The organism is Clostridium magnum DSM 2767 (assembly GCF_001623875.1).
GTDB lineage: Bacteria > Bacillota > Clostridia > Clostridiales > Clostridiaceae > Clostridium_AM > Clostridium_AM magnum.
The window spans coordinates 464,700-487,703 of record NZ_LWAE01000002.1; the positions used below are offsets into that span (position 1 = coordinate 464,700).

Annotated in this window: 20 protein-coding genes; 16 read left to right on the top strand and 4 right to left on the bottom strand. The window is 31.8% G+C overall.

Translation table 11 applies throughout. The annotated features are described in order from the left end of the window. Positions 1–36: 36 nt before the first annotated feature. The 4 genes from CLMAG_RS09760 (at position 37) to CLMAG_RS09775 (ending at position 4,091) form a co-directional block, all read left to right on the top strand. Positions 37–1,554: a sugar ABC transporter ATP-binding protein gene (locus tag CLMAG_RS09760; protein ID WP_066621553.1), complete on the top strand. Its 1,518-nt coding sequence runs from the start codon at positions 37–39 to the stop codon at positions 1,552–1,554. Between the two features lie 17 nt (positions 1,555–1,571). Beyond that, positions 1,572–2,576, top strand: coding sequence for a galactose/methyl galactoside ABC transporter permease MglC (gene mglC, locus CLMAG_RS09765; RefSeq protein WP_066621556.1), 1,005 nt, complete (start codon positions 1,572–1,574; stop codon positions 2,574–2,576). A 128-nt stretch (positions 2,577–2,704) separates the two neighbouring features. Beyond that, complete coding sequence (locus CLMAG_RS09770) at positions 2,705–3,244, top strand: metal-dependent hydrolase (protein WP_066621557.1); 540 nt, start codon at positions 2,705–2,707, stop codon at positions 3,242–3,244. Positions 3,245–3,386: 142 nt separating this feature from the next. Continuing rightward, entirely contained in the window at positions 3,387–4,091 is a 705-nt protein-coding gene (locus CLMAG_RS09775) for a hypothetical protein (RefSeq protein ID WP_066621558.1), read from the top strand. 56 nt (positions 4,092–4,147) lie between these two features. Here CLMAG_RS09775 and nudC read toward each other — a convergent pair whose 3' ends face one another. Beyond that, positions 4,148–4,921: an NAD(+) diphosphatase gene (nudC, locus tag CLMAG_RS09780; protein ID WP_082831863.1), complete on the bottom strand. Its 774-nt coding sequence runs from the start codon at positions 4,919–4,921 to the stop codon at positions 4,148–4,150. A 249-nt stretch (positions 4,922–5,170) separates the two neighbouring features. Here nudC and CLMAG_RS09785 point away from each other — a divergent pair, with 249 nt between their 5' ends. Then, positions 5,171–5,686 carry a hypothetical protein gene (locus tag CLMAG_RS09785; protein WP_066621560.1) on the top strand — a complete coding sequence of 172 codons (516 nt, stop codon included), beginning with the start codon at positions 5,171–5,173 and terminating at the stop codon, positions 5,684–5,686. 107 nt (positions 5,687–5,793) lie between these two features. Here the strand turns inward: CLMAG_RS09785 and CLMAG_RS09790 are convergent, their stop codons facing one another. Further along, positions 5,794–7,617, bottom strand: a complete 1,824-nt coding sequence (locus tag CLMAG_RS09790; RefSeq protein WP_066621561.1) for a stage V sporulation protein D — start codon at positions 7,615–7,617, stop codon at positions 5,794–5,796. A 240-nt stretch (positions 7,618–7,857) separates the two neighbouring features. Here CLMAG_RS09790 and CLMAG_RS09795 point away from each other — a divergent pair, with 240 nt between their 5' ends. From CLMAG_RS09795 to CLMAG_RS09825, 7 genes are all read left to right on the top strand, one after another. Continuing rightward, positions 7,858–8,397, top strand: a complete 540-nt coding sequence (locus CLMAG_RS09795) for a helix-turn-helix domain-containing protein (RefSeq protein WP_066621562.1) — start codon at positions 7,858–7,860, stop codon at positions 8,395–8,397. A 333-nt stretch (positions 8,398–8,730) separates the two neighbouring features. Then, positions 8,731–10,317 (top strand): ABC transporter substrate-binding protein, encoded by a 1,587-nt coding sequence (locus CLMAG_RS09800; RefSeq protein ID WP_066621563.1) that lies wholly within the window; start codon positions 8,731–8,733, stop codon positions 10,315–10,317. A 132-nt stretch (positions 10,318–10,449) separates the two neighbouring features. Further along, positions 10,450–11,454 (top strand): ABC transporter permease, encoded by a 1,005-nt coding sequence (locus tag CLMAG_RS09805; RefSeq protein ID WP_066621564.1) that lies wholly within the window; start codon positions 10,450–10,452, stop codon positions 11,452–11,454. Positions 11,455–11,465: 11 nt separating this feature from the next. Further along, positions 11,466–12,347 carry an ABC transporter permease subunit gene (locus tag CLMAG_RS09810; protein ID WP_066621565.1) on the top strand — a complete coding sequence of 294 codons (882 nt, stop codon included), beginning with the start codon at positions 11,466–11,468 and terminating at the stop codon, positions 12,345–12,347. Between the two features lie 2 nt (positions 12,348–12,349). Further along, positions 12,350–13,315 carry an ABC transporter ATP-binding protein gene (locus CLMAG_RS09815; protein ID WP_242872989.1) on the top strand — a complete coding sequence of 322 codons (966 nt, stop codon included), beginning with the start codon at positions 12,350–12,352 and terminating at the stop codon, positions 13,313–13,315. Continuing rightward, on the top strand, positions 13,316–14,068 hold the full coding sequence (locus tag CLMAG_RS09820; RefSeq protein ID WP_066621570.1) for an ABC transporter ATP-binding protein: 753 nt from the start codon (positions 13,316–13,318) through the stop codon (positions 14,066–14,068). Positions 14,069–14,140: 72 nt separating this feature from the next. Further along, a complete protein-coding gene (locus tag CLMAG_RS09825) occupies positions 14,141–15,118 on the top strand; it encodes a dipeptidase (RefSeq protein ID WP_066621572.1) in 978 nt (325 codons plus the stop codon). Positions 15,119–15,161: 43 nt separating this feature from the next. Here CLMAG_RS09825 and CLMAG_RS34275 read toward each other — a convergent pair whose 3' ends face one another. Continuing rightward, positions 15,162–15,296, bottom strand: a complete 135-nt coding sequence (locus CLMAG_RS34275) for a hypothetical protein (RefSeq protein WP_278330198.1) — start codon at positions 15,294–15,296, stop codon at positions 15,162–15,164. A gap of 189 nt (positions 15,297–15,485) precedes the next feature. On the opposite strand from CLMAG_RS34275, the gene panD reads away from it, so the two are divergent. The 3 genes from panD to carB all read left to right on the top strand — a co-directional run bounded on the left by panD (position 15,486) and on the right by carB (position 20,647). Beyond that, positions 15,486–15,869 carry an aspartate 1-decarboxylase gene (panD, locus tag CLMAG_RS09830; protein ID WP_066621574.1) on the top strand — a complete coding sequence of 128 codons (384 nt, stop codon included), beginning with the start codon at positions 15,486–15,488 and terminating at the stop codon, positions 15,867–15,869. A gap of 403 nt (positions 15,870–16,272) precedes the next feature. Then, positions 16,273–17,322 (top strand): carbamoyl phosphate synthase small subunit, encoded by a 1,050-nt coding sequence (locus tag CLMAG_RS09835; protein ID WP_066621575.1) that lies wholly within the window; start codon positions 16,273–16,275, stop codon positions 17,320–17,322. 118 nt (positions 17,323–17,440) lie between these two features. Beyond that, positions 17,441–20,647 (top strand): carbamoyl-phosphate synthase large subunit, encoded by a 3,207-nt coding sequence (carB, locus tag CLMAG_RS09840; RefSeq protein WP_066621577.1) that lies wholly within the window; start codon positions 17,441–17,443, stop codon positions 20,645–20,647. 268 nt (positions 20,648–20,915) lie between these two features. Here the strand turns inward: carB and CLMAG_RS09845 are convergent, their stop codons facing one another. Beyond that, complete coding sequence (locus tag CLMAG_RS09845; protein ID WP_066621579.1) at positions 20,916–21,698, bottom strand: hypothetical protein; 783 nt, start codon at positions 21,696–21,698, stop codon at positions 20,916–20,918. 353 nt (positions 21,699–22,051) lie between these two features. Here CLMAG_RS09845 and CLMAG_RS09850 point away from each other — a divergent pair, with 353 nt between their 5' ends. After that, positions 22,052–22,972, top strand: coding sequence for a phosphate ABC transporter substrate-binding protein (locus CLMAG_RS09850; protein WP_066621581.1), 921 nt, complete (start codon positions 22,052–22,054; stop codon positions 22,970–22,972). The last annotated feature ends 32 nt before the right edge of the window (positions 22,973–23,004 follow it).

A 23,004-nucleotide genomic window follows, 5' to 3' on the forward strand; every position in this document is an offset into this window, starting at 1 on the left:
AGATAATCATTAAAAGGATACACAGGAGGCGATAAAATGAATGAAAGTGATTATTTACTGGAAATGAATAATATATCAAAGGAGTTTCCTGGTGTAAAGGCACTTGACAATGTAACCTTAAAGGTGCGTGCGGGTTCTGTACATGCTCTTATGGGAGAAAATGGAGCAGGAAAGTCTACATTGATGAAATGTATCTTTGGTATATATAAACAGGATGCAGGTGAAATATTATTAAATGGTGAAAGAGTTGATACCAATAGCTCAAAGGATGCTCTTAATCTAGGGATTGCAATGATTCATCAGGAACTTCATCCGGTTAAATATCGCAGTGTAATGGAAAATATGTGGCTAGGACGTTTTCCATTAAAAAGTTATGGACCTGCAAAATTAGTTGATGAGAAAAAGATGTATAAGGCTACTGAGGAACTATTTAAAAGTCTGGATATAGATATTAAGCCTAATACAATTGTAGAAAACCTATCGGTGTCTAAAATACAGCAGATGGAAATAGCAAAGGCAATTTCTTATAATTCGAAGGTTATAATTATGGATGAGCCAACATCATCTTTAACAGAAAATGAAGTAGAACATCTGTTTAGAATTATACGAGATTTGAGATCAAAAGGTGTTGCAATTATTTATATATCTCACAAAATGGAGGAGATACTTCAGATATCAGATGAAGTATCTATAATGAGAGATGGGAAAAAAATTGGTACTTGGAATGCAGAGGAACTTACTACAGATGTGATTATATCAAAGATGGTTGGTCGAGATTTAAGCAATAGATTTCCAGATAGGGACAATAAACCTGGTGAAGTAGTATTAGAGGTGGAGGGATTATCATCACCATTTCCAAAATCTTTTAAGGAGGTATCTTTTGGGGTTAGAAGAGGAGAAATACTTGGAATAGGAGGTCTTGTTGGAGCTCAACGTACAGAACTTTTAGAAGCACTATTTGGACTGAGAACTGTGGAATCAGGAAAGATTTTTATAAATGGAGAAGAGGTAAAAATTAAATCACCAATTGATGCTAAAAAGCACAAAATTGCACTTTTAACTGAAGAACGACGCTCGACGGGTATATTCCCAATTTTATCTGTGCTTGAAAACACTGTTATTGCAAATATGCCCAGATATGTAACTACTTTTGGACTTCTTGATGATAAAAAGAGAAAGTCAGATACAGAAAAAGGGATAAATATGCTTAGAACTAAAACACCTTCTATAAAAACCCTAATAAAGGATTTATCCGGGGGAAACCAGCAAAAGGTACTTTTAGCAAGATGGTTGCTTACGGAACCAGATATATTAATTCTTGATGAGCCGACACGTGGTATTGATGTTGGGGCGAAGTATGAAATATACACAATTATTACAAAACTTGCTAAGGAAGGTAAAAGCATTATAATGATATCTTCCGAGATGCCAGAGCTTTTAGGAATGTCCGATAGAATAATGGTCATGTGTGAAGGTTGCTTATCAGGAATAATTGATGGAAAAAATGCTACTGAAGAAGAAGTAATGCGTCTTGCCACCAAGTATATGGTGTAATAAGGGGGAATTAAAAAATGGCTAAATTAAACGAGATAAAAGTAAAGGAATTTACAAAACAAAATGCAATTTATATAGTTCTGGTGGTTCTTATAATAGGAATTGCCTTTAAGGATCCTAGATTTTTGTCTATAAATTGTTTTCGTGATGTTCTAATCCAAAGTTCTACAAGAGTTATTATTGCTTTGGGAGCTGCTTTTGTAATATTAACCGGTGGTGCAGACCTTTCTGCTGGTCGTTTAGTAGGTTTTACAGCAGTTATTTCATCTTCAATGCTTCAGTCACCGGATTATGCGAGAAGGTTTTTTCCAAGTTTGCCACAGCTTCCATTAATAGTACCTATTGTAATTGCTGTTCTTGCAGGTCTTGCTGTAGGGATTTTAAATGGTATTATAGTAGCGAAATTTAATGTGCCAGCATTTATTGCAACTTTAGGTACAATGGTTATTGTTTATGGAGCAAATTCTATATATTTTAATCTTCCTCCCAATAATTCTCAACCGATAGGAGGATTGAGGCAGGATTTTTCTAATCTTGGAACAGGGTCTATATTTGGTATCCCTTACATAGTAATTATAGCTATTGTAATATCCTTAATAATATGGGTAGTTTTAAATAAGACAAGGCTTGGTAAAAGTATATATGCAATAGGTGGAAATAGGGATGCTGCAGTGGTTTCTGGTATTAATGTTCAGCGTAGTTTGTTGTATTTGTATGCTATTGCAGGAACTCTTTACGGTATTGCAGGCATTCTTGAAGCTGCAAGAACAGGTGGAGCAACTAATAACTATGGCAATATGTACGAGCTTGATGCTATAGCAGCTTGTGTTGTTGGAGGATGGTCAGTATCCGGTGGTATCGGAACAGTTCCTGGGGTTATAGCCGGTGTGCTTATATTCAGCGTAATAAATTATGGATTGACATTTATAGGAGTAAGCCCATATTGGCAGCTTATAATAAAAGGTTTAATTATTGTTACTGCAGTTGCTTTTGATATCAGAAAGTATATAGCAAAGAAATAGAATTTTACTTCTGTTGAAGTTAGCTGTTTATGAAATTTTTGTTACTTTTAGACTTGGGTATATTGAATAACTTGATAATTGATGTAATAATGTTTTAGTAAAACTAAATAAATATAAGAGGTAACAGTATGATATTTTTTGGACATGTAGGTATAACAACTGCGGCAGTAAAGGCGTATGAGAAGATTAGTAGTAAAAAAGTTAGAAGAGATATACCCAATATAGATTATAGGTTAGTTATGATTGGAGCAATGCTTCCAGATATCATAGATAAGCCAATAGGTGCATATTTTTTTAGAAGCATTTTTCACAACAGTCGAATATTTTCTCATTCATTAGTATTTTCTATAGTAATGATATTTTTAGGAAGCTACTATTTTTATAAAAGAAAGAATAATAGCATTTTTATCATTGGAATATGCAGCCTTATACATCAGATATTAGATAGTATGTGGTTATACCCTGGTATACTTTATTGGCCGGTTTTTGGATGGAGATTTCCAACTAGACCAGAGGGGAATTGGGTAGAAAGTTCATTAGGAAAGCTTTTAACAGATCCTTATGTTTATTTACCTGAAATAATTGGTGCAGTCATCGTAGCCTATTATATAGGTAGATTAATCTTAAGGGGATCAATTAGAGAATTCTTAAGGTATGGAAGATTATAGGACAAGTAATTATAAGACAAAATAAGTAGCCACAGGGTATTCTTATTTTGTCTTTTTTAGTAATAATTTTAGTATAGATAAGAATATATAAATTAGTAGGGGTAATTATACTTAAGCAACATAAATAATAGGAGGAATAATTATGTTTTTATGGATTTGGCAGCTACAGCATCAAATAGATAAATGCGGTGATGTAGACAATTTAATAGCTAAATTAAAAGCATTAGGTGTAAACGATGTCTGTATTAAGTACCATGAAGGTTCTAGTCCTATAGGTGAGGGGATAAATCTTAAAGTGGATTTTTTAACTTACGTTAGTAAACTTAAAAAATCAGGATTTAAAGTTGGTACATGGGGTTACAATTATTTTGACCATATTAAGGAAGAAGCTAACCTTATAATTGAAGCTTTAAATAACTCTGATTATTATGTTTTTAATCCAGAGGTTGATGCTTTTGGGAAAAAGGTTCAAGCTCAAAAAGTATGTGAAATTGTAAGAAGTGCCCATCCTAAGGCTGTAATAGGATATTCGACTTTTCCAACAGTATCAATTCATAAAGATATACCTTACCATATATTTAATCAGTATTGTGACTTTGCAAGTCCTAAATGTTACTGGGGAGAATTGCAGTGGTCGCTGAATAGGTGTATAGATAAGATGGTTTTAGATCATAGAATTCATGGATTAGATAAACCTATCTATCCAAGTATACAAACCTATACGATAAAGTATAATGACTTTGTCTCATATCTTACTTATAAATTTAAGAAAACTGGTTTATGGTCTTTAGATCAAATGGATAACATCTGTCAAGATTTCATAAATAATCGTAGGCGGACCAGGTAATAAAATAGAAAAAAGACTTGATTTACTAAAATAAATCAGGCCTTTCTATTCTAGAGTTATTTACAGTTATCAACAAAGTGATCTATAAGTTTTCTGGCTATGGTGCCCTTAAAGGGAATGTTTGGTAATTCATCTGCGCTGTACCATGAAGCATCGGTAATTTCAACGTCATCAACTTTTATTTCACCACTGTCATATTCACATATAAAAGCTACCATTAAAGAATCAGGAAAAGGCCAAGGTTGGCTGCCAAAATACTTTATGTTCTTTACTTTTATACTAGTCTCCTCAAAAACTTCTCTGGCAACGCAGTCCTCAAAGGTTTCACCTGGTTCTACAAATCCTGCAAGTACACTATATCGCTTTTCTATAAAATTGGCATTGTGTGCAAGCAGTATTTTTTTATCCTTAGTAACAGCAGTAATTATAGCGGGAGATATTTTGGGATAGTTAATAAAGCCACAGCTAGGACAAAATTTAGCTCTCTCATCCTCTTTGTTTTTAAGCAAAGAGCCGCATTTACTGCAATACTTATATGTATTATTCCAGCTGATAAGGTGAAGTGCTTTCGCACCTAAATTAAAAGTAATCTCATCAATTTGTCCTATAAGAGAACGCAATTTAGAAAATTGAAAAGGAGGAGAAATATTTGTAATATCATGTAATTCTACAAATAGAAGGTCCTGATTATCTTCTGAAGTCAAAAAGTCTAAGTTACTTAAATTTATACTTAGGCTTTTTATATCATCTTCATTAGGAATCAATATCTTTCCATCTTCAACCTTGATTAATAGTTCATCTTTGTTGTAAATAAAGTATAATTTATTCATATTCGTATACACCTTTTATATTAAATTTAATTTTCTGTAATAATTTTAGTATAAATATTATTAAGTTCATAAGCAATAGGTTAGTTATTTGTTACTATGTTACTAAAAGGTAACTACAGGATTCTAAAATAGAAATTTAATTTACACGATTAGATATTTTCAATTAAGACAAGAATAAAGGACCAATTCTAAAAAATTATTTATCATATTCTCTTTTAATATTGAGTATAAAATATGGGAGGGGATAATTTGAATAATTTTAGTAGAACTGCCAATTGCAAAAAATGTGGCTCAACGAATCTCAGGATAAATTCAAAAAGTGGAGGAGTTGATTATATATGTTGTGATTGCGGAGAGGTAGTAGGATCAGTTGAGTATGAAACTTATTCAACGCTAAGGTCAAAATGTAGTAATTGTGATGGTGAAGTTTTTAAAGTGAAAATTACAGACACAGATGACACTCCTTATTGGTCAGCTAGTTGCTCAAAATGTGAAAATCCACCAAGTATTAGTTATGTTGATAGTAATGGTAATGAAATAGAAAGAGAAGCCAGAGAATTATTAATAATAAGAGATGAAATAAAAGAATTGAGAAAGGAGGTTAGTTCTTTAGGAATTGATTTAAGGGAACTAGAAAGCAGGACTTATAGTATGGATTATGCTGTTGATAACCATGAAAATGAGATAAGTAGTTTAAAAAGTAAATTGGATGGTTTTGAAAATAGTATATCCGACTTAGATTGGAAGATTAAGCATATAGATTAAACTTAGAGAGGATTCTATGTATTTGTCAGTAAAAGCACTATGAAACATTGAAGCTCATAGTGCTTTTTTAAAATACAAGTAGTTTTTACCATGTTTAATTACTAGGCTTAGTTTAAAGAAAGTTGACCTTTCATTATCATGTAGCTAAATATATCGTTAAAAAGTTCCTTAGCTACGGGAGCAGATACTTGTCCGGCATAATAATTTATTGTTGGATCCGGCTCATCTATGGAAACCAACAAAGTAACTTTAGGATCATTTGCAGGTGCCATGCCAGCAAAGGAAGAAAAATACTTATCAGTTTCATATCCACCGCCCTTTAGATTAGCTTTCTCAGCAGTTCCAGTCTTCCCAGCTATATGGTATCCTTCGATAAAAGCGTTATTTCCTACACCCTTACTAACTACTTGTTCTAAATAACCTCGTAAAGTGGCTGCAGTTACTGAATCAACTATTTGTTTTTTATCAAATTCACTAAATTGCTTATCTATAGTTGTTTTGTTATTTTCATCGGTGTGTCTTATTTCCTTCATAATGTGAGGTCTTATCCAAGTACCACCATTTGCTATGGCGTTAAAAGCAGACAAATATTGAACTGCAGTAACAGAAAGACCTTGTCCAAAAGCGAGACTGGCCAAGTCGACATTGTTCATTTTGTCAGCATTTTTAATTATTCCAGAAGATTCACCAGGTAAATCTATACCTGTTTTCTGACCAAAACCAAATTGTTTAGTATATGAAGTCAGTTTTTCTTTTCCTAAGCTTTTACCTAGCTGCATAAAACCAACATTACAGGAATTTTTAATTATGTCAGCGAAACTTTCTGTGCCATGGCCATTTCTTTCCCAACAGTAGATGGTATGTCCGTCTACATTCAGACTGCCATTACATACAAAGGTGCTATTTTCATTTGCAACACCTTCTTTTATTGCTGCATAAGCAGTAATTACCTTAAATATAGATCCCGGTTCAAAGGAATTTTGTACAGCATCAACCCGTAACAAATCTTCAATAGATTTAGTAGTTCTTTTAGAGTCTTTTTTATATGGGTTATTCGGATCAAAATCTGGTTTACTTACCATAGCTAATATATCACCAGTTTTAGGATCCATCACTGTAATGCTAACAGACTTAGCTCCGCTGCTGTTTAAAGCTCTTGTAGCAGCTCTTTCAGCAACCAATTGAATATTTTCATCTATAGTTAAAATTAAATCCTTTCCGTCAACAGGGGCAGAGTATTCAGAATCAGCAAAAGGTAATTGGGAACTCTTGTTATCTGTTTGAAATATAGTACTTCCAGGAGTTCCAGACAGTTCTTTATCATAAGTTAGCTCTACCCCAGAGACCCCTTTTCCCTCTGCATTTACAAATCCCAGCACACTGGATAAGAAAGCATTGTTTGGGTAATATCTTTTTGAATCAGAAGATATTATAATGCCTCTAAAATCTAATGCTTTTACTTTATCAGCTTGTGATTTATCAATACCTCGAGTTAATATGGCAAATCTAATGGGATTTCCATCAGATGAAGTTCTATTTAGTATTTTAGATATCTCATCAGCAGGCATATTTATAACTGATGATAGCTTTTCTGAAAGCTGTTCATTTGTCATTTTTTTATCCATCAAGGTTTGCCTCAAAGTAGTCATATCAAGATCAAGTCTATAGGAATTCATACTCACTGCCAGTTCTAAGCCATTCCTATCTAATATTTGCCCTCTTTTAGCAGGAATCTTGAGATTACTTGTCCACTGTTTTAGTGCCTCAGATTTATATTTTGGAGACTTAACAATCATAATATAAGAGAGTCTGCCTAGCATAAATAAGAATATAAAAGTAAGCATAAAAAGTGCAACTATAAGTCTTTTAGAGAATTTAGTTTTATTGGTGTTTTTCTTCTGTACCAGAGAGATTACCTCCTTTTTAGTCATTAGTATATAGTTAAAGTATAATTCTTACACACCTATTATAAATCATATTTACTAAAAAAGTATAAAATCTAATAAAAAATATTAAGAATTAAATTATATCTATAGCCTAAGTTAATAAATTATAGATTAAGTAGTAGTTAAAATACATAAAATCTAGTAAAATAAAACAATAATCTTTTTTGAATCTAAAAATATAGGCTTATATTGTCTAACATAACTAATTGATAAAGGGTGAATTTTATGGAGTTTGGAGCTAAAATAAGAAAATTAAGACAAGAGCAAAGTATAAGTATAGAACAGCTAGCGGAAATGACAAAACTCAGTACAGGGCTTATAAGTCAAGTAGAAAGAAATATAACAGGGCCTTCTGTAACTACACTATGGAAAATAGCTAAAGCATTAAATGTATCTATAAATTATTTCTTTGATGAATATGAGGAAATGGATTGCGTAGTACGAAAAGATAAGAGAAAAAAAATTATTCTTCCCAATTCTAAAATAACCTATGAACTCTTATCTCCTAACCTTAAAGGGAAAATAGAACACCTTTTAGTAGAAATAGAACCAGGGGAATATAATACTAAAGAGCTTATATGCCATGAGGGAGAAGAATGTGGTTATATAATAAAAGGAACATTAAAAGTTAAATTAGGTGATAAAGAGTATATCTTAGAAGAGGGAGACAGTATTTATTTTGATAGTAATATACCTCACAGATATATAAATGTTGGAAATGAAAAAGTTATATCTCTTTGGGCAATGACTCCACCTAGTTTTTAGAAATAGTTAAGGTTATTTTCATTATTATGAAGATGATCTTAACTATTTTTATTTTATTTAAATTTAAGAAATGATCAATAAATATTCAGTGTTTTTAATATAGTGTTAAAATAATTGGTAAAAATATAATTAATTATCAAAAAAACATTGAAAATATTAATAAATAGTGATAACATTTAATACAATATTAGAAGTGGACAGAATTATTATAATATTTAAATTCAATATATTGAAAATAATATGTTAAAAATTAAAGGGGTTGATAGCTTCAAAGTGAAAAGTTGAAAATAAATAAGTAAATAAAAAAGTATTTCAGAGGGGAAGGGGAATAAAATGTATAAAAAGTTATTAGGAATTTTTCTAGGGATTTTTTTAACTGTGTCTGCAGTAGGCTGTGTCAAAACTAACTCTGCAGACAAATCAACTTCAAGTAATACAAATAGTTCAAGTAACACAAATTCAAATAATCTAACAATAGCTATTAATGGAGATATGGGAACTCTAGACCCAGGGGTTTCTATGGACAATATGTCATGGAAAATTACTTATCCTACTTATGAGAGATTAGTTGAATTTAATGGAGAGTCCACAGAGATTAAGCCAGGACTAGCAAGCAAATGGGAAGTAAGTGAGGATGGCTTAACATGGACCTTTCATTTAGAAAAAGGGCACAAGTTTACTGATGGCACAGAAGTTACTGCAGAGGCTGTAAAATTTTCTTTCGACAGAACAATTGCTCTTGGTAAAGGACCTGCAGATACTTACAAAGTAATAAAAGAGATAAGTGTAGTAGATTCATATACAGTTAAATTTGTTTTAAATAATGCATTCTCACCTTTTATATCAACTCTAGCTACAAACTATGGAAGCATAGTAAACCCTAAAGTAATGAGCAATGAAAAAGATGGTGATAAAGCTCAAAATTACTTAGCAAATCATACTGAGGGTAGTGGCGCTTACAAGCTAGAAGAGTGGAAAAAGGGTGAATATATAAAACTATCCTTGAATCCAAATGCTACTAAAAAACCTCAAATAAAAGAAGTATATTTTAAATTAGTAGCAGACCCTTCTGCAGCTAGATTGCAGTTGGAAAAGGGCGATATTGACATTGCTGAAGGAATTGCCATTGATCAGATTGAAGAGTTAAAGAGCAAATCAAATATTACAATTGTTAAGAAACCAAGTCTATTTGTTGATTATGTATATATAAATTCTACAAAGGGTAATGCTGCACTTCAAAATAAAAATGTAAGGCAAGCTATAAACTATGCGGTGGACTATGAAGCTATAATTGATCAAGTTATGCGTGGATATGCTACTGGAATGGTTGGGCCTATACCAAATGGTTTATGGGGGCATAATGATTCGGTTTTTCAATATAAGAAAGATGTGGAAAAGTCAAAGGGTTTGTTGAAGGATGCAGGAGTAAGCACCTTAGAGCTTAATTTATTATATTCAGATAGATTTCCAAATTGGGAACAAGAAGCTTTAGTTATACAGGCTAATTTAGCTGAAGTTGGCATAAAAGTGAACTTAAATAAGGTTGCTTATGCAACAATGAGAGAAATGCTGGACTCAGGAAAGTTTGATTTAGCCTTAGGTGTTTGGAGTCCTGACTATGCAGATCCTTCTATGTTTATGAATTATTGGTTTGATTCAAAAAATCAAGGACTATCTGGTAATAGAGCCTTTTATATTAACAATGAAGTAGATGATATTGTGCGTAAGGCGACCTCAATAAACGATAAAACTCAAAGGGAAGATCTATACAAAAAAGCACAGGATATAGTAATAGTTGATGCGCCATATGTTTATTTGTATCAAAAAGATTTTGTACTACCTATTAGCAAAAATTTAAAAGGATTTGCTTATAATCCTATGCTGGAAGGCATATACAACTTATCAGAAATGAGTAAATAGATTATATTCTTGGTGTAGTTTAAATGTTGTTGTTTTATTACATTGACCCCTGCATTAATAGAATGTTCTATCAACTTTTGAACTGCACCATATTTTTTACTACTTAATGAAACATTTAAGGGAAGTGTATTTATGAGGAAGATTATTATCAAAAGAATTTTATCAATTGTATTAGTTATCTTTGGGGTTACATTAATAGTGTTTTTCTTATCCCATGTAATTCCAGGTGATCCGGCTAGAATGATGGTAGGTCAAAGGGCATCACAGGAAGCTTTAGATAATGTAAGAAAACAATTAGGCTTAGATAAACCATTAATAATTCAATATTTTATATATATGAAAAATCTTCTTTCCGGAGATTTAGGCACATCTATAAGAACACAACAACCAGTAATTTCAGATCTAATAGTATTTTTTCCTGCTACATTAGAACTGGTTCTATATGCCTTTTTAATAGCACTTTTAATAGGAATGCCGTTAGGAGTTATTACCAGCATAAAGCAAAATACATTAGTTGATCACCTAGGCAGAATCTTTTCTATAGGTGGCGTCTCTATACCAGCCTTTTGGAGCGGAATTGTTTTAATATTAGTATTTTACTCAAAATTAAATTTGCTGCCTTCTTCAGGAAGACTATCCTTAGGTGCTAATTTGGGTACAAAAATTACAGGGTTAATAACTATAGACAGCCTACTTACAGGTAACTTGACAGTTTTTAAGGATAGTATAAGACATTTAATATTACCAGCAGTTGTTTTATCTTATGCACAATTAGCCACAATTACCAGACAGGTTAGGTCAAGTATGCTTGAAGTTCTAAATGAAGAGTATATAAAAACTGCTAGAGCAAATGGAATTAAGGAATGGTTTTTAATAATTTTTTATGCTTTAAGAAATGCTTTAATACCTACAATAACAGTAGTGGGATTATCTCTAGGTGGGCTTTTAGGTGGAGCTGTTGTAACAGAAACTGTGTTTAATTGGCCAGGTATGGGCAAGTATGTGGTTGATTCTATTGCATTCTTAGATTTTCCATCTATAATGGGTTTTACAATTATTGTTGTAATTGGATATGTACTAATAAATTTAATAGTTGATATTTTTTACATGATTTTAAATCCACAAATTAGAGGATAGGAGGAGTATTTATGGAATCAAAAATAGAATCAAACTATTCCTTAAATAAAAAACAGAGAAAGAAAAGTATTATTTTATATAAAATAAAAAAGAATCCTATGACAATATTAGGTGTTTCTATAATAGGAATAATAATATTATTAGCTGTTTTAGCGCCATACCTTACAAGTTACGATCCCACAAAGATAAGTATTCTAGAAAGATTTAAACCGCCAAGCTCTAAACATTGGTTTGGAACAGATGAAGTTGGAAGAGATATTTTTACAAGGGTTATTTTTGGAGCAAGAATATCTTTAACAGCAGGAATATCTATAGTAGTTATCTCCGGTGCAATTGGAGCTTTAATAGGAGCTATTTGTGGATATTTTGGTGGCAATACAGATCAAATAATTATGAGAATAATGGATATGATTTTAGCATTTCCAACCCTAATATTAGCCATGGTTTTAACTGCTACCTTAGGATCAAGTTTAATTAACGCAATGCTTGCTATTGCTATTGTAAAAATCCCTGTATACGTTCGTTTATCAAGGGGAGAGGCTTTAGTTGTAAAAAATAACTTATATGTAAAAGCTGCAAAAACCTTTGGTTTATCTAATTTGTATATAATAGTAAGGCATATTATTCCTAATACAATAACTCCAATAATTATTCAACTAACTTTAGATTTAGGAGACACTATTTTATTAGTAGCTACTCTTGGATTTTTAGGATTAGGAGCAAAGCCACCTGCACCGGAATGGGGAACAATGATTAGTACTGGTTTTAAATATATGCTTTCACAGTGGTGGTATCCAACCTTTCCGGGTTTAGCAGTATTTTTTGCTTCAGCTGGATTTAATTTAATCGGTGATGGATTAAGAGACGTACTTGACCCTAAATCTGTAAGATAGGAGTGGATATTTTGTTAAAAGTAGAAAATCTATCAGTATCCTTTGATACTTTTGAAGGAAAACTTAATGTATTAGAAAATGTGAACTTTTCTATAGACGAAGGTGAGATATTGTCCATAGTGGGGGAATCAGGTTCCGGTAAATCTGTTTCTGCATACTCTATTTTAAGACTTTTAGATAAAAATTCTAAAGTAGAAAGTGGAAAAATAAAGTTTTATGATGAGGATCTTTTAAAAATTTCACCAAAAGAAATAGAAAAATATAGAGGTAAAAAAATTGGAATGGTTTTTCAAGAGCCTATGACAGCCTTAAATCCTACAATGAAAGTAGGAAAGCAGTTACTAAATGTAATAATACAAAATATGGGAGTGTCAAAAAAAGAAGCTTATAAAACAATGGTAAATACTTTAAGAGATGTGCATTTTGATAATCCAGAAGAAATAGCACAAAAATATCCCTATGAGCTTTCCGGTGGAATGAGACAAAGAATAGTTATTTCACTAGCTATGTCAAGCAAACCTAAGCTACTCATTGCAGATGAACCAACTACTGCATTAGATGTAACTATTCAAGCAGAAATATTAAATTTGATGAAAGAACTAGTAAATAAACACAATACATCAATTCTTTTGATTACTCATGATCTCAGTGTTGTAAGATCAGTAAGCGATAAGGTTTGTGTAATGTATGGCGGAAAGGTTTTGGAACAGGGTTATACAAGAGAAGTACTTATAAATCCTAAACATCCCTATACAAAGGCTCTCCTTAATGCACTACCTGACCAAGTGGATGAAAATATAAAGCTTCAAGAAATAGAAGGAGAGGTACCAGATCTAAGAAATCGACCTAAAGGCTGTATATTCCATTCAAGATGCTTAAACAGAAAAAATAAATGTAGTATAGAGGCTCCTCTAGAATTAAAAGTATCAAAAGATCATATTTTTTATTGTTTTAAGGAGGTGGTATAGATGGAAAATATTCTAACCATACAAGGATTGAAGAAAGTATTTGGTAAGTTTTCAGCTTTAAAGGGTGTATCCTTTGATCTTATTAAGGGTGAGACTTTTGGACTTGTTGGTGAATCTGGCTCTGGTAAATCTACAATTGCCAATACAATTATAGGAATACATTCTCCTACAGAGGGTGAGGTATCATTTAACGGAACAAAATTGTGGAAGGGAAACAAATATAGCTGTGGTGAATATGGAAAAATTCAAATTGTTTTTCAGGACCCACGTTCTTCTTTAGATCCTAGGATGACAGTAAGAAAAATTATTACTGAACCACTAATACCATTATCAAAGGAACGTAGAAAAGATAAGGGGTCACGGGAAAACTTAGTAAAGCTAATGAAAAGCGTCGGTCTCAAAGAGGAGCAGTTAGATCGTTATCCTCATGAATTCTCAGGAGGTCAGAGACAAAGAATAGCTATAGCAAGGGCTATAATTACAGATCCAGAGGTTTTGATTTTAGATGAACCAACTTCCGCCCTAGATGTATCAGTACAAGCTCAAATTTTAAATCTATTAAAGGAAATTCAAAAACAGAAAAAAATGACATATCTTTTTATATCACATAATATGGCTGTTATTAAGTATGTAAGTAATCGAGTAGGTGTTTTATATAAAGGTGACTTTGTGGAAATGGGAAATACAAAGGATGTATTTAACTGTCCTAAGCATGACTATACAAAAAAATTAATCTTTAGTATCATAAATTAATGCTATCAGCTCTAAAACTTTAATAGATATCTGATACAACTCAGATAAATAGAGCTATGGAGGTATCATAATATGAAAATTTTTGATGGACATTCTGATATATTTACAGATATTACAGTAAGAAGCTTAAAGGGAGAAAGAAATATTATAAAAAAGCATCATATTGAAAGATTGAAAAAAGGTAATGTAGGAACTATGATTTTAGGAATTTGGATAGAACCACTGTATTTTGAAGAAGATTGTACATGGAGAATGCTCGAGATCATGGGAGCTGTTTCAGAAGAATTAGAGCATATAAAGGAATATGCTGGTATTGTATATAGTTATAATGATTTAAAAAAAATAAATGAAGTTAATAAGCTCGGGATAGTAATGGGAATGGAAGGATTAGATGGTTTAAAGAATAATGTAAGTCTTATAAACCTTTTATATAGATTTGGAGTTAGACATGCTATGCTTACGTGGAATAGAGAAAATGAATTTGCTACAGGAGTTAAAAGTCCAAATAAAGATAGAGGACTTACAAAGCTTGGAGTAGAAGTAATAAAAAAGATGGAAAGCTTAGGTATGATAGTAGATGTATCTCATGCAAACGAAAAAACATTTTGGGATATATATGAGCATACTACAAAACCTTTTATAGCGTCCCATTCTAATGCCTACTCTATTTGCAATTGTTTAAGAAACCTAAAGGATAATCAGATTAGGGCAATTGCAGAAAGAAATGGAGCCATAGGCATTAATGCTTGGCCAGACTTTATTGATGAAAATAATCCTTCTGTGGAAAAGTTAGCAGATCACATAGATTATATAGCTAATCTTGTAGGTATAGATTGTATAAGCTTTGGATTTGATTTTTGCGATTTTCTAGACTCTAGAACTATGAGATCATTAGGAGATGAGGATTATGTAAAAACTCCAGGAATTGAGGACGCATCGCAAATATATAATTTACTAAATATTTTATCTAAAAGAGGATATAAATATGAACATTTAGTAAAAATAACTTACAAGAATATGGAACGGATAGTTAGAGATGTTTTAGTATAGACTTATGGTTTCTAGGGAGCTTTGCCTAGAAACCATATAACTATTACTTGTTTTTATGAGTACCATTTTTAGTAGGGTGACCACTAGCAGCATTTAAGGCATCTATGCTATTACTATTTCCAGTATTTTCGATGGCTTTATTCATCTTAATGTTTTTAGTTTTTTTATTTTTATTCATAAATTATCTCCTTTCGATAACAGAACTTACTAATGATTAGGTTAGTACATTTATAGGATTTACATATTGATTATCAATATGTATGGTGTTTTTTGTATTATTGACAGTTAGTTACATGCGTCCTATAATAAAAAACAGAAAGCATAAGAATATAACATACTTATATTTGAGATGAAAGGTACGAAAAATATGATTTTAAACATGTTTAAGTCAAAAATTCATAGAGCTACTGTAACAGAAGCAAATCTAAACTATGTTGGAAGTATAACAATTGATAAAACTTTAATGGATGCTGCGGGAATACTTCCAGGAGAGAAAGTTCAAATTGTTAACAATAATAATGGTGCAAGGTTAGAGACTTATGTTATAGAAGGTGTGGCAGACAGCGGTATAATATGTCTGAATGGTGCTGCTGCAAGACTTGTACAATCTGGTGATACAGTGATAATTATAGCTTATTGTTGGCTTGAGGCATCAGAAGCAAGAACTTTTAAACCAAAAGTAATATTTTTAGATGAAAATAACAAAATAGTAGAGGAAAGCAATTTAGAACTTCACGGACAGATTAAGTGATACTAAATCATCAGGTTTATACTTATAATTAGGCAATACTTCTTAAGTTTAAGTAAAACAACTTTCTTATACTTGACATATTACGATTTATAAGTTAAAATTAGCGTTAAGTGAAAGAAAAATACACTTTAAATTGGTCCTGTGAGGCCAGAAAGAGGTATGATTATGGCAATGTTTTTTTGTTATACGGAAAAGAAATTTAAAGAAATAAATAGATTTTATATACGGGTAATAGGAAGATTATTTTCTAAAAATATAATCTTCTTATTACCCTTTTCTTTTAAAACAAAACAAAGGCCTTCATGGAGTGTATTTTTACTGATGAAATAAAATTTCATTCAGAACCAGGTTGTTTACAACCTTAAGACAGTTAGTCATATATAAATATTTGAGGAGGTCTATCATGAGAGCAAAACTTATATTAGAAAATGGAACAGTATTCGAAGGTAAAGCGTTTGGGTATTTAAAAGATAGTGTAGGAGAAGTTGTATTCAACACAGGGATGACTGGATATCAAGAAGTTCTTACAGATCCATCTTATTATGGTCAAATAGTTACAATGACATATCCTCTTATAGGTAATTATGGTATAAACCTAGAAGATATGGAATCAAAGTTCCCAAAGGTCAAAGGATTTATAGTTAGAGAAAGATGCAATACTTCAAGCAACTTCAGATCTGAATTAGAGCTAGAAGATTATCTAGAACAAAACAAAGTGATAGGTTTAGAAGGAATAGATACTAGAGCTTTAACTAAAATATTAAGAAACAATGGAACAATGAAGGGAATAATCACGTTAGAAGATATCTCTTATGAAGAGGCTAAAAATAAATTAGATAGTTTTTCAAATAAAGAAGCAGTAAAAAATGTTACTCTTAAAGAAAAGTATGTAGTAGAAGGCCAAGGAAAGCATGTAGCTATTATGGACTTTGGTATAAAACAGAATATAATAAGATCTTTCCTAAAGAGAAATTGTAAAATATCAGTTTTTCCAGCAGATACAAAAGCAGAAGAAATCTTAAGTGTGGATCCTGATTTAATCTTCTTGTCAAATGGTCCAGGAGACCCAGAGGATTTAACAGAGGTTATAGAAAATATCAACAAATTAGTAGGAAAAAAACCTATTGTTGGAATATGCTTAGGACATCAGCTTCTTGCACTAACGCTTGGAGGAAAGACAACAAAACTTAAATTTGGTCATAGAGGATGTAATCATCCTGTTAAGGACTTAGAGGAAAATAAAGTTCACATAACTTCACAAAACCATGGGTATGTTGTAGATGTACTTCCAGAGAATATGGAAATAACTCATGTAAGCGTAAATGATGGAACAGTAGAAGGAATGAAGCATAAAAATTTACCGATATTCTCAGTTCAATTCCATCCAGAAGCATGTCCAGGTCCAAAGGACAGCGATTATATATTTGATAAATTTATGAAATACGCACTTTAATAGTGAGGAGTTATCTTTAATAGCTTAAGAATAACAAGTCGAATTTGCTTAACTTTTAATAAAAAAATTTATCAATAAAAAAGAGTATTACAATTTTAGAAATTTTGGAGGTAGCAATATGCCATTAAATAAAGATATAAAGAAAGTTTTAGTTATAGGTTCAGGTCCAATAATTATAGGTCAAGCAGCGGAGTTCGATTATTCAGGAACTCAGGCTTGTCAAGCATTAAAAGAAGAAGGAATAGAGGTTGTGCTTATAAACAGTAATCCAGCTACTATAATGACGGATAAAGAAGTAGCAGATAAAATATATTTAGAACCTCTAACAGTAGAATTTGTTGAGAAGGTTATAGCTAAGGAAAAACCAGACAGTCTTCTTGCAGGAATGGGAGGGCAGACTGGACTAAATTTAGCAGTAGAACTTTATGATAAAGGAATACTAGCTAAGTACAATGTTAAAGTAATAGGAACTTCTGTAGAATCCATAAAAGAGGGTGAAGACAGAGAACTATTTAGAAATATGATGAATAGAATAGGTCAGCCAGTTATACAAAGTGATATAATAACTGACATGGAAAGCGGAAGAGCTTTTGCAAATAAAATAGGATATCCAGTTATAGTTAGGCCAGCATATACCCTAGGTGGAACTGGCGGCGGAATAGCTAATGATGAAGAGGAGCTAAATGTTATATTAGAATCAGGACTTCATTTAAGCACTATAGGTCAAGTACTTCTTGAGAAGAGTGTTAAAGGCTGGAAAGAAATAGAGTATGAAGTAATGAGAGATAGCTTTGGAAACTGTATTACAGTATGTAACATGGAAAACATAGATCCAGTAGGTATTCATACTGGAGACAGTATAGTTGTTGCACCAAGCCAAACTCTATCAGATAAAGAATATCAAATGCTTAGAAGTGCATCTATAGATATTATAAACGCTGTAGGAATAGAAGGAGGATGTAATGTACAGCTTGCATTAAATCCATACTCCTTTGAATATGCAGTTATAGAAATAAATCCAAGAGTTAGCCGTTCATCAGCTTTAGCATCAAAGGCAACTGGTTACCCAATAGCAAAAGTTGCAGCTAAAATAGCTTTAGGATATGGATTAGATGAGATTAAGAATGCAGTTACACAAAAGACTTTTGCATGCTTTGAACCATCCTTAGACTATGTAGTAGTTAAAATTCCTAAATGGCCTTTCGATAAATTCCAGGGAGCAGATAGAGAACTTGGAACAAAAATGATGGCTACAGGGGAAATAATGGCTATTGGAAGCAATTTTGAAGCAGCTTTATTGAAGGGAATACGTTCTTTAGAAATAGGAAAGTACTCACTAGATCATAAAAAGTTTAAAAATTTGAGTATGGCAGAATTGAAAGAAACAGTTATGGCTCCTGATGATGAGAGACTATTTGCCCTAGCAGAAATGCTTAGACGAGAATATAGAATAGATAAGGTTGCGGAAATAACAGGTATAGATACATTCTTCATAGATAAGTTCAAATGGATAATTGATCAAGAAGAGAAACTAAAAGCTAGTAAAATAGATGATTTAGATAAAGAATGGTTCTATAATCTAAAAAGAAAAGGCTTCTCTGATAAAGGAATAGCAGATATGCTTGAGGTAAGTCCAGAGGATGTTTATAGACTTAGAAGAATATGGGGAATAAAGCCTGTTTATAAAATGGTTGATACTTGCGGAGGAGAGTTTGAAGCACTATCACCATACTACTATTCAACTTATGACACTTATGATGAAGTAGAAGTTTCAGACAAGAAGAAAGTTATAGTTATCGGTTCTGGTCCAATAAGAATAGGGCAGGGTATAGAATTTGACTATGCTTCAGTTCACTGTGTAATGGCTCTTAAGAAACTAGGAGTAGAGACTATAATAGTAAATAATAACCCAGAAACAGTTAGTACAGACTTTAATATATCAGATAAATTGTACTTTGAACCACTTACAGAGGAAGATGTGTTAAATATAATAGAAAAAGAAAATCCAGATGGTGTAATTCTTCAGTTCGGGGGACAGACAGCTATTAAACTTGCTGAGTTCTTAAAGGAAAAGAATATACCTACGTTAGGAACTACTGCAGATCAAATAGATATGGCAGAAGATAGAGAAAAATTTGATGCTCTACTTGAAGAATTAGGGATATCAAGACCTAAAGGAAAAGGAATCTGGAGCGTAGAAGAAGGTTTAAAAGAAGCAGATAAGTTAGGTTTCCCTGTACTTGTAAGACCTTCATATGTAATTGGAGGCCAGGGTATGGAAATAACTCATGATGAAAAGGAGCTTATTTACTACCTAACTAATGCCTTTGAAAAAGATAAGAAAAATCCGATTCTTATTGATAAATACCTAATGGGAACAGAAATAGAAGTAGATGCTATATCTGATGGAGAAGATGTTTTAATTCCAGGTATCATGGAGCATTTGGAAAGAGCTGGAGTACACTCAGGAGATAGTATAACTATGTATCCAAGCCAAAATGTAAGCTCTGATATAAAGGATAAGATACTGGAATACACTAAAAAACTTGCTATAGGAATAGGCATAAAGGGAATGATTAATATTCAGTTTATAGAGTTCAGGGGAGAGCTTTATGTTATAGAGGTTAACCCAAGAGCATCAAGAACTGTTCCATATATAAGTAAGGTAAGTAAAGTACCTATAGTAGATATAGCAACTAGAGTAATGCTAGGTGAAAAGCTAAAGGACTTAGGTTATGGTGTAGATGTTTATAAAGAGCCAGAGCTAGTATCTGTAAAAGTTCCTGTATTTTCAACTCAAAAACTTCCTAATGTTGAAGTATGCCTAGGACCAGAAATGAGGTCTACTGGAGAGGTCTTAGGGGTAGGAAAAACAATCGAGGAAGCATTGTATAAGGGCTTTGTGGCTGCTAACATGTTTACTAAGAAGCAAGGAGCTACTATACTAGCTACTGTAAATGACCATGATAAGGAAGAATTCCTACTTATAGCAAAAGAGATGCACAGCCTAGGATACAAATTTATAGCAACTCAAAAAACAGCAGAACTTCTAAGAAATGCAGATGTAGAAGTTAGTGAAGTTAGAAAGTTAACAGAGGATCATCCTAACATAATAGATATAGTTAAAAATGGAGAGGTAGACCTAGTGGTTAATACTCCAACTAAGGGTAATGATTCAAAAAGAGATGGATTCCTTATAAGAAGAGCTGCTATCGAAAGAAATATAGGAGTGGTAACAGCTTTAGATACTTTCAAGGCTATGATAGATGTTAAGATTAAGGGGATAAAAGGTGAGGAGCTAGAGGTGTTCGATCTAGCAGAATGAAGTGAAAACTTGAATCAGATCGAGTTTCAAACTACATCTGATTCTTAGTTGAACGAATCCGAGGGACGTAGCCGCTCTTTACTCCCACTTTGAAGAAGATGGGAGTATTAGAGCGGGTAGTCATCGGATAAAAAAGTAAAAGTTAAAATTGTTTGCATTCTTTAGAAATCTAGGAAATATTTTAGAGTTACTAAAGAATACTAAACAGTTTTAACTTTTTATTTATGACTTGATAATACTTTCTATTAGTTTCCCATTTCAATATGTCTTAATTATCTTGTAAAAACTTTATGGAACATTCCTCTATAGTATCTACAATACAACTAGTAAATATAGATTGGAAATAGTGATGTTGTAATATTTCTACGTTTTGTAATATTTCAATATCATTGCTGTATAGCCTGTTATAATAACGTAATTTTTTATTTTTTAATTTTTTTGATAGGGTTTTAGTATTTTTCCATAAAAAAAATATATACATATCAAAATTACTCTTCTTCTTGCTATTACAGTAATTAACAAAAGAGCGAGGAAGTATATTTGTAATTTCTATATAGTTATCTAATAATATGCCAATTAAGTTAAGAATGTTTTCATTGATAATATTAAGTTTGTTGCATTGATTAATATGTTTTTTATATATTTTTCTTTGTCTTACATGATTTATAATATAGCAACCAATAAAGATTGTTAGTATAAAAACTAAAGCTATAGGTATAAGAAACAAGATAGAATTTAAGTAAGGTATAATGAACCAGGATACCATAATAAAAGTAATAATCATTGCAAGTGTTAAAAATCTATAATATTTACGATTAGATTTAACAACATCTTGAATATTGAATTTTAGTTCATCTTTAATGTTTTTAAGAATTTCTTCAATATATATGTTTTGATTGAGTAGTTTCTTTATATGTTGAAACTTTTGGTAGGTGTCTTCTCTTTTCTTTTTTTGTTCTTCATATAATGTTTTTTCCATGGTGCTTTGATGATCTTTAAATTTTTCGAAAGCATTTTCAACAAAGTTTTCTTTGTTTGTGGTCTTTTCCACGTATTTTCACCTCTTTAAACTAATATAATAAATTCATATTGCCTTAAACGTTTTCTATTTAAAATTATCCGAATATATTTAAATGATATCATGTTTGGAATTAAATGTAAAATATTAATTTGGCAAAAATGTACACTGTTTAATGTGGACATTTTAATTTTATATTATTATAATTGATTATTTTTAAATAGTAGAGATCGATTCATTTTAATTCAGATCTTTTTGACATACGGAGCTTATAATAATAATTTATAGATATACGTATGACTATAGTAAAAATTTATAGATTAATATTAAATGTTAAATTTATGTTAAAATAAGCTTGGCATATTTATATATAAGGGGATGATTATATGAAGAAAAAGCTTGGAGTTATTCTAAGTATGCTTGTAGCTGCAAGTATAACGCTTGTTGGTTGTGGAAACAAGCAAACATCAAGCACTCCACAGACAAACAAAGATTCAAAGGGAACGAAAATTATGTTTAGTGGTTCCTCAACAATGGCACCTGTTATATCTAAAATAGGAGACAATTTTACTGAAAAAAATAAAACTTGGAAGAACGTTGAGAGTAGTTTATCAGATACTCCTATACAAATAGCTGTTTCTTCCGGTGGTTCTGGAACTGGCGTTAAGGCGGCTTTAGAAAAAACAAGCAATTTCGGTTTAGTATCTAGAGAAGTTTCTAAGGATGAAAAATCAAAGATGCCTGATTATAGGGAATTTAAAATAGGTATGGACGCCCTTACTATTTCTGTAAATCCTGAAAATCCTATTTTAACTAAGAAAAAAGGATTAACTAAGGTAGAAATACAGAAAATCTTTTCAGGGGAAGCAAAACTCTGGAGTGATGTCGATCCATCATTACCAAAGAATAAAATAGTTGTTGTAGTAAGAGACGCAAGTGGTGGTGCAGGAGAAGTATTTGAAAAGAGCGTAATGGGTGATAAAAAGGTTAGTAAAGAAGCTATCCAATCACCTTCAATGGGAGCACTTGGTCAAAAGATTATTGAAAATAAAGATGCTATAGGCTATGCCTCTGTAGGTATAGTAGATCAAAATAAAGCAAAAATCACTGCAATGGATGTAGATGGAGTGGCTCCAACATCAGAAAACATATTGAGTGGTAAATACATAATAGCAAGACCTCTTTCAATCATAAAAAATGGTGAATTAAGTGGAGAAGAAAAAGCCTTCATAACTTATGTAACGTCAGATGAAGGATTAAAAGTAGTTAAAGAATTAGGGTTTGTACCTACAAAGCCCTCAAAATAGCTAAACAAACTCGCTAGGTTCCACATCTAGCG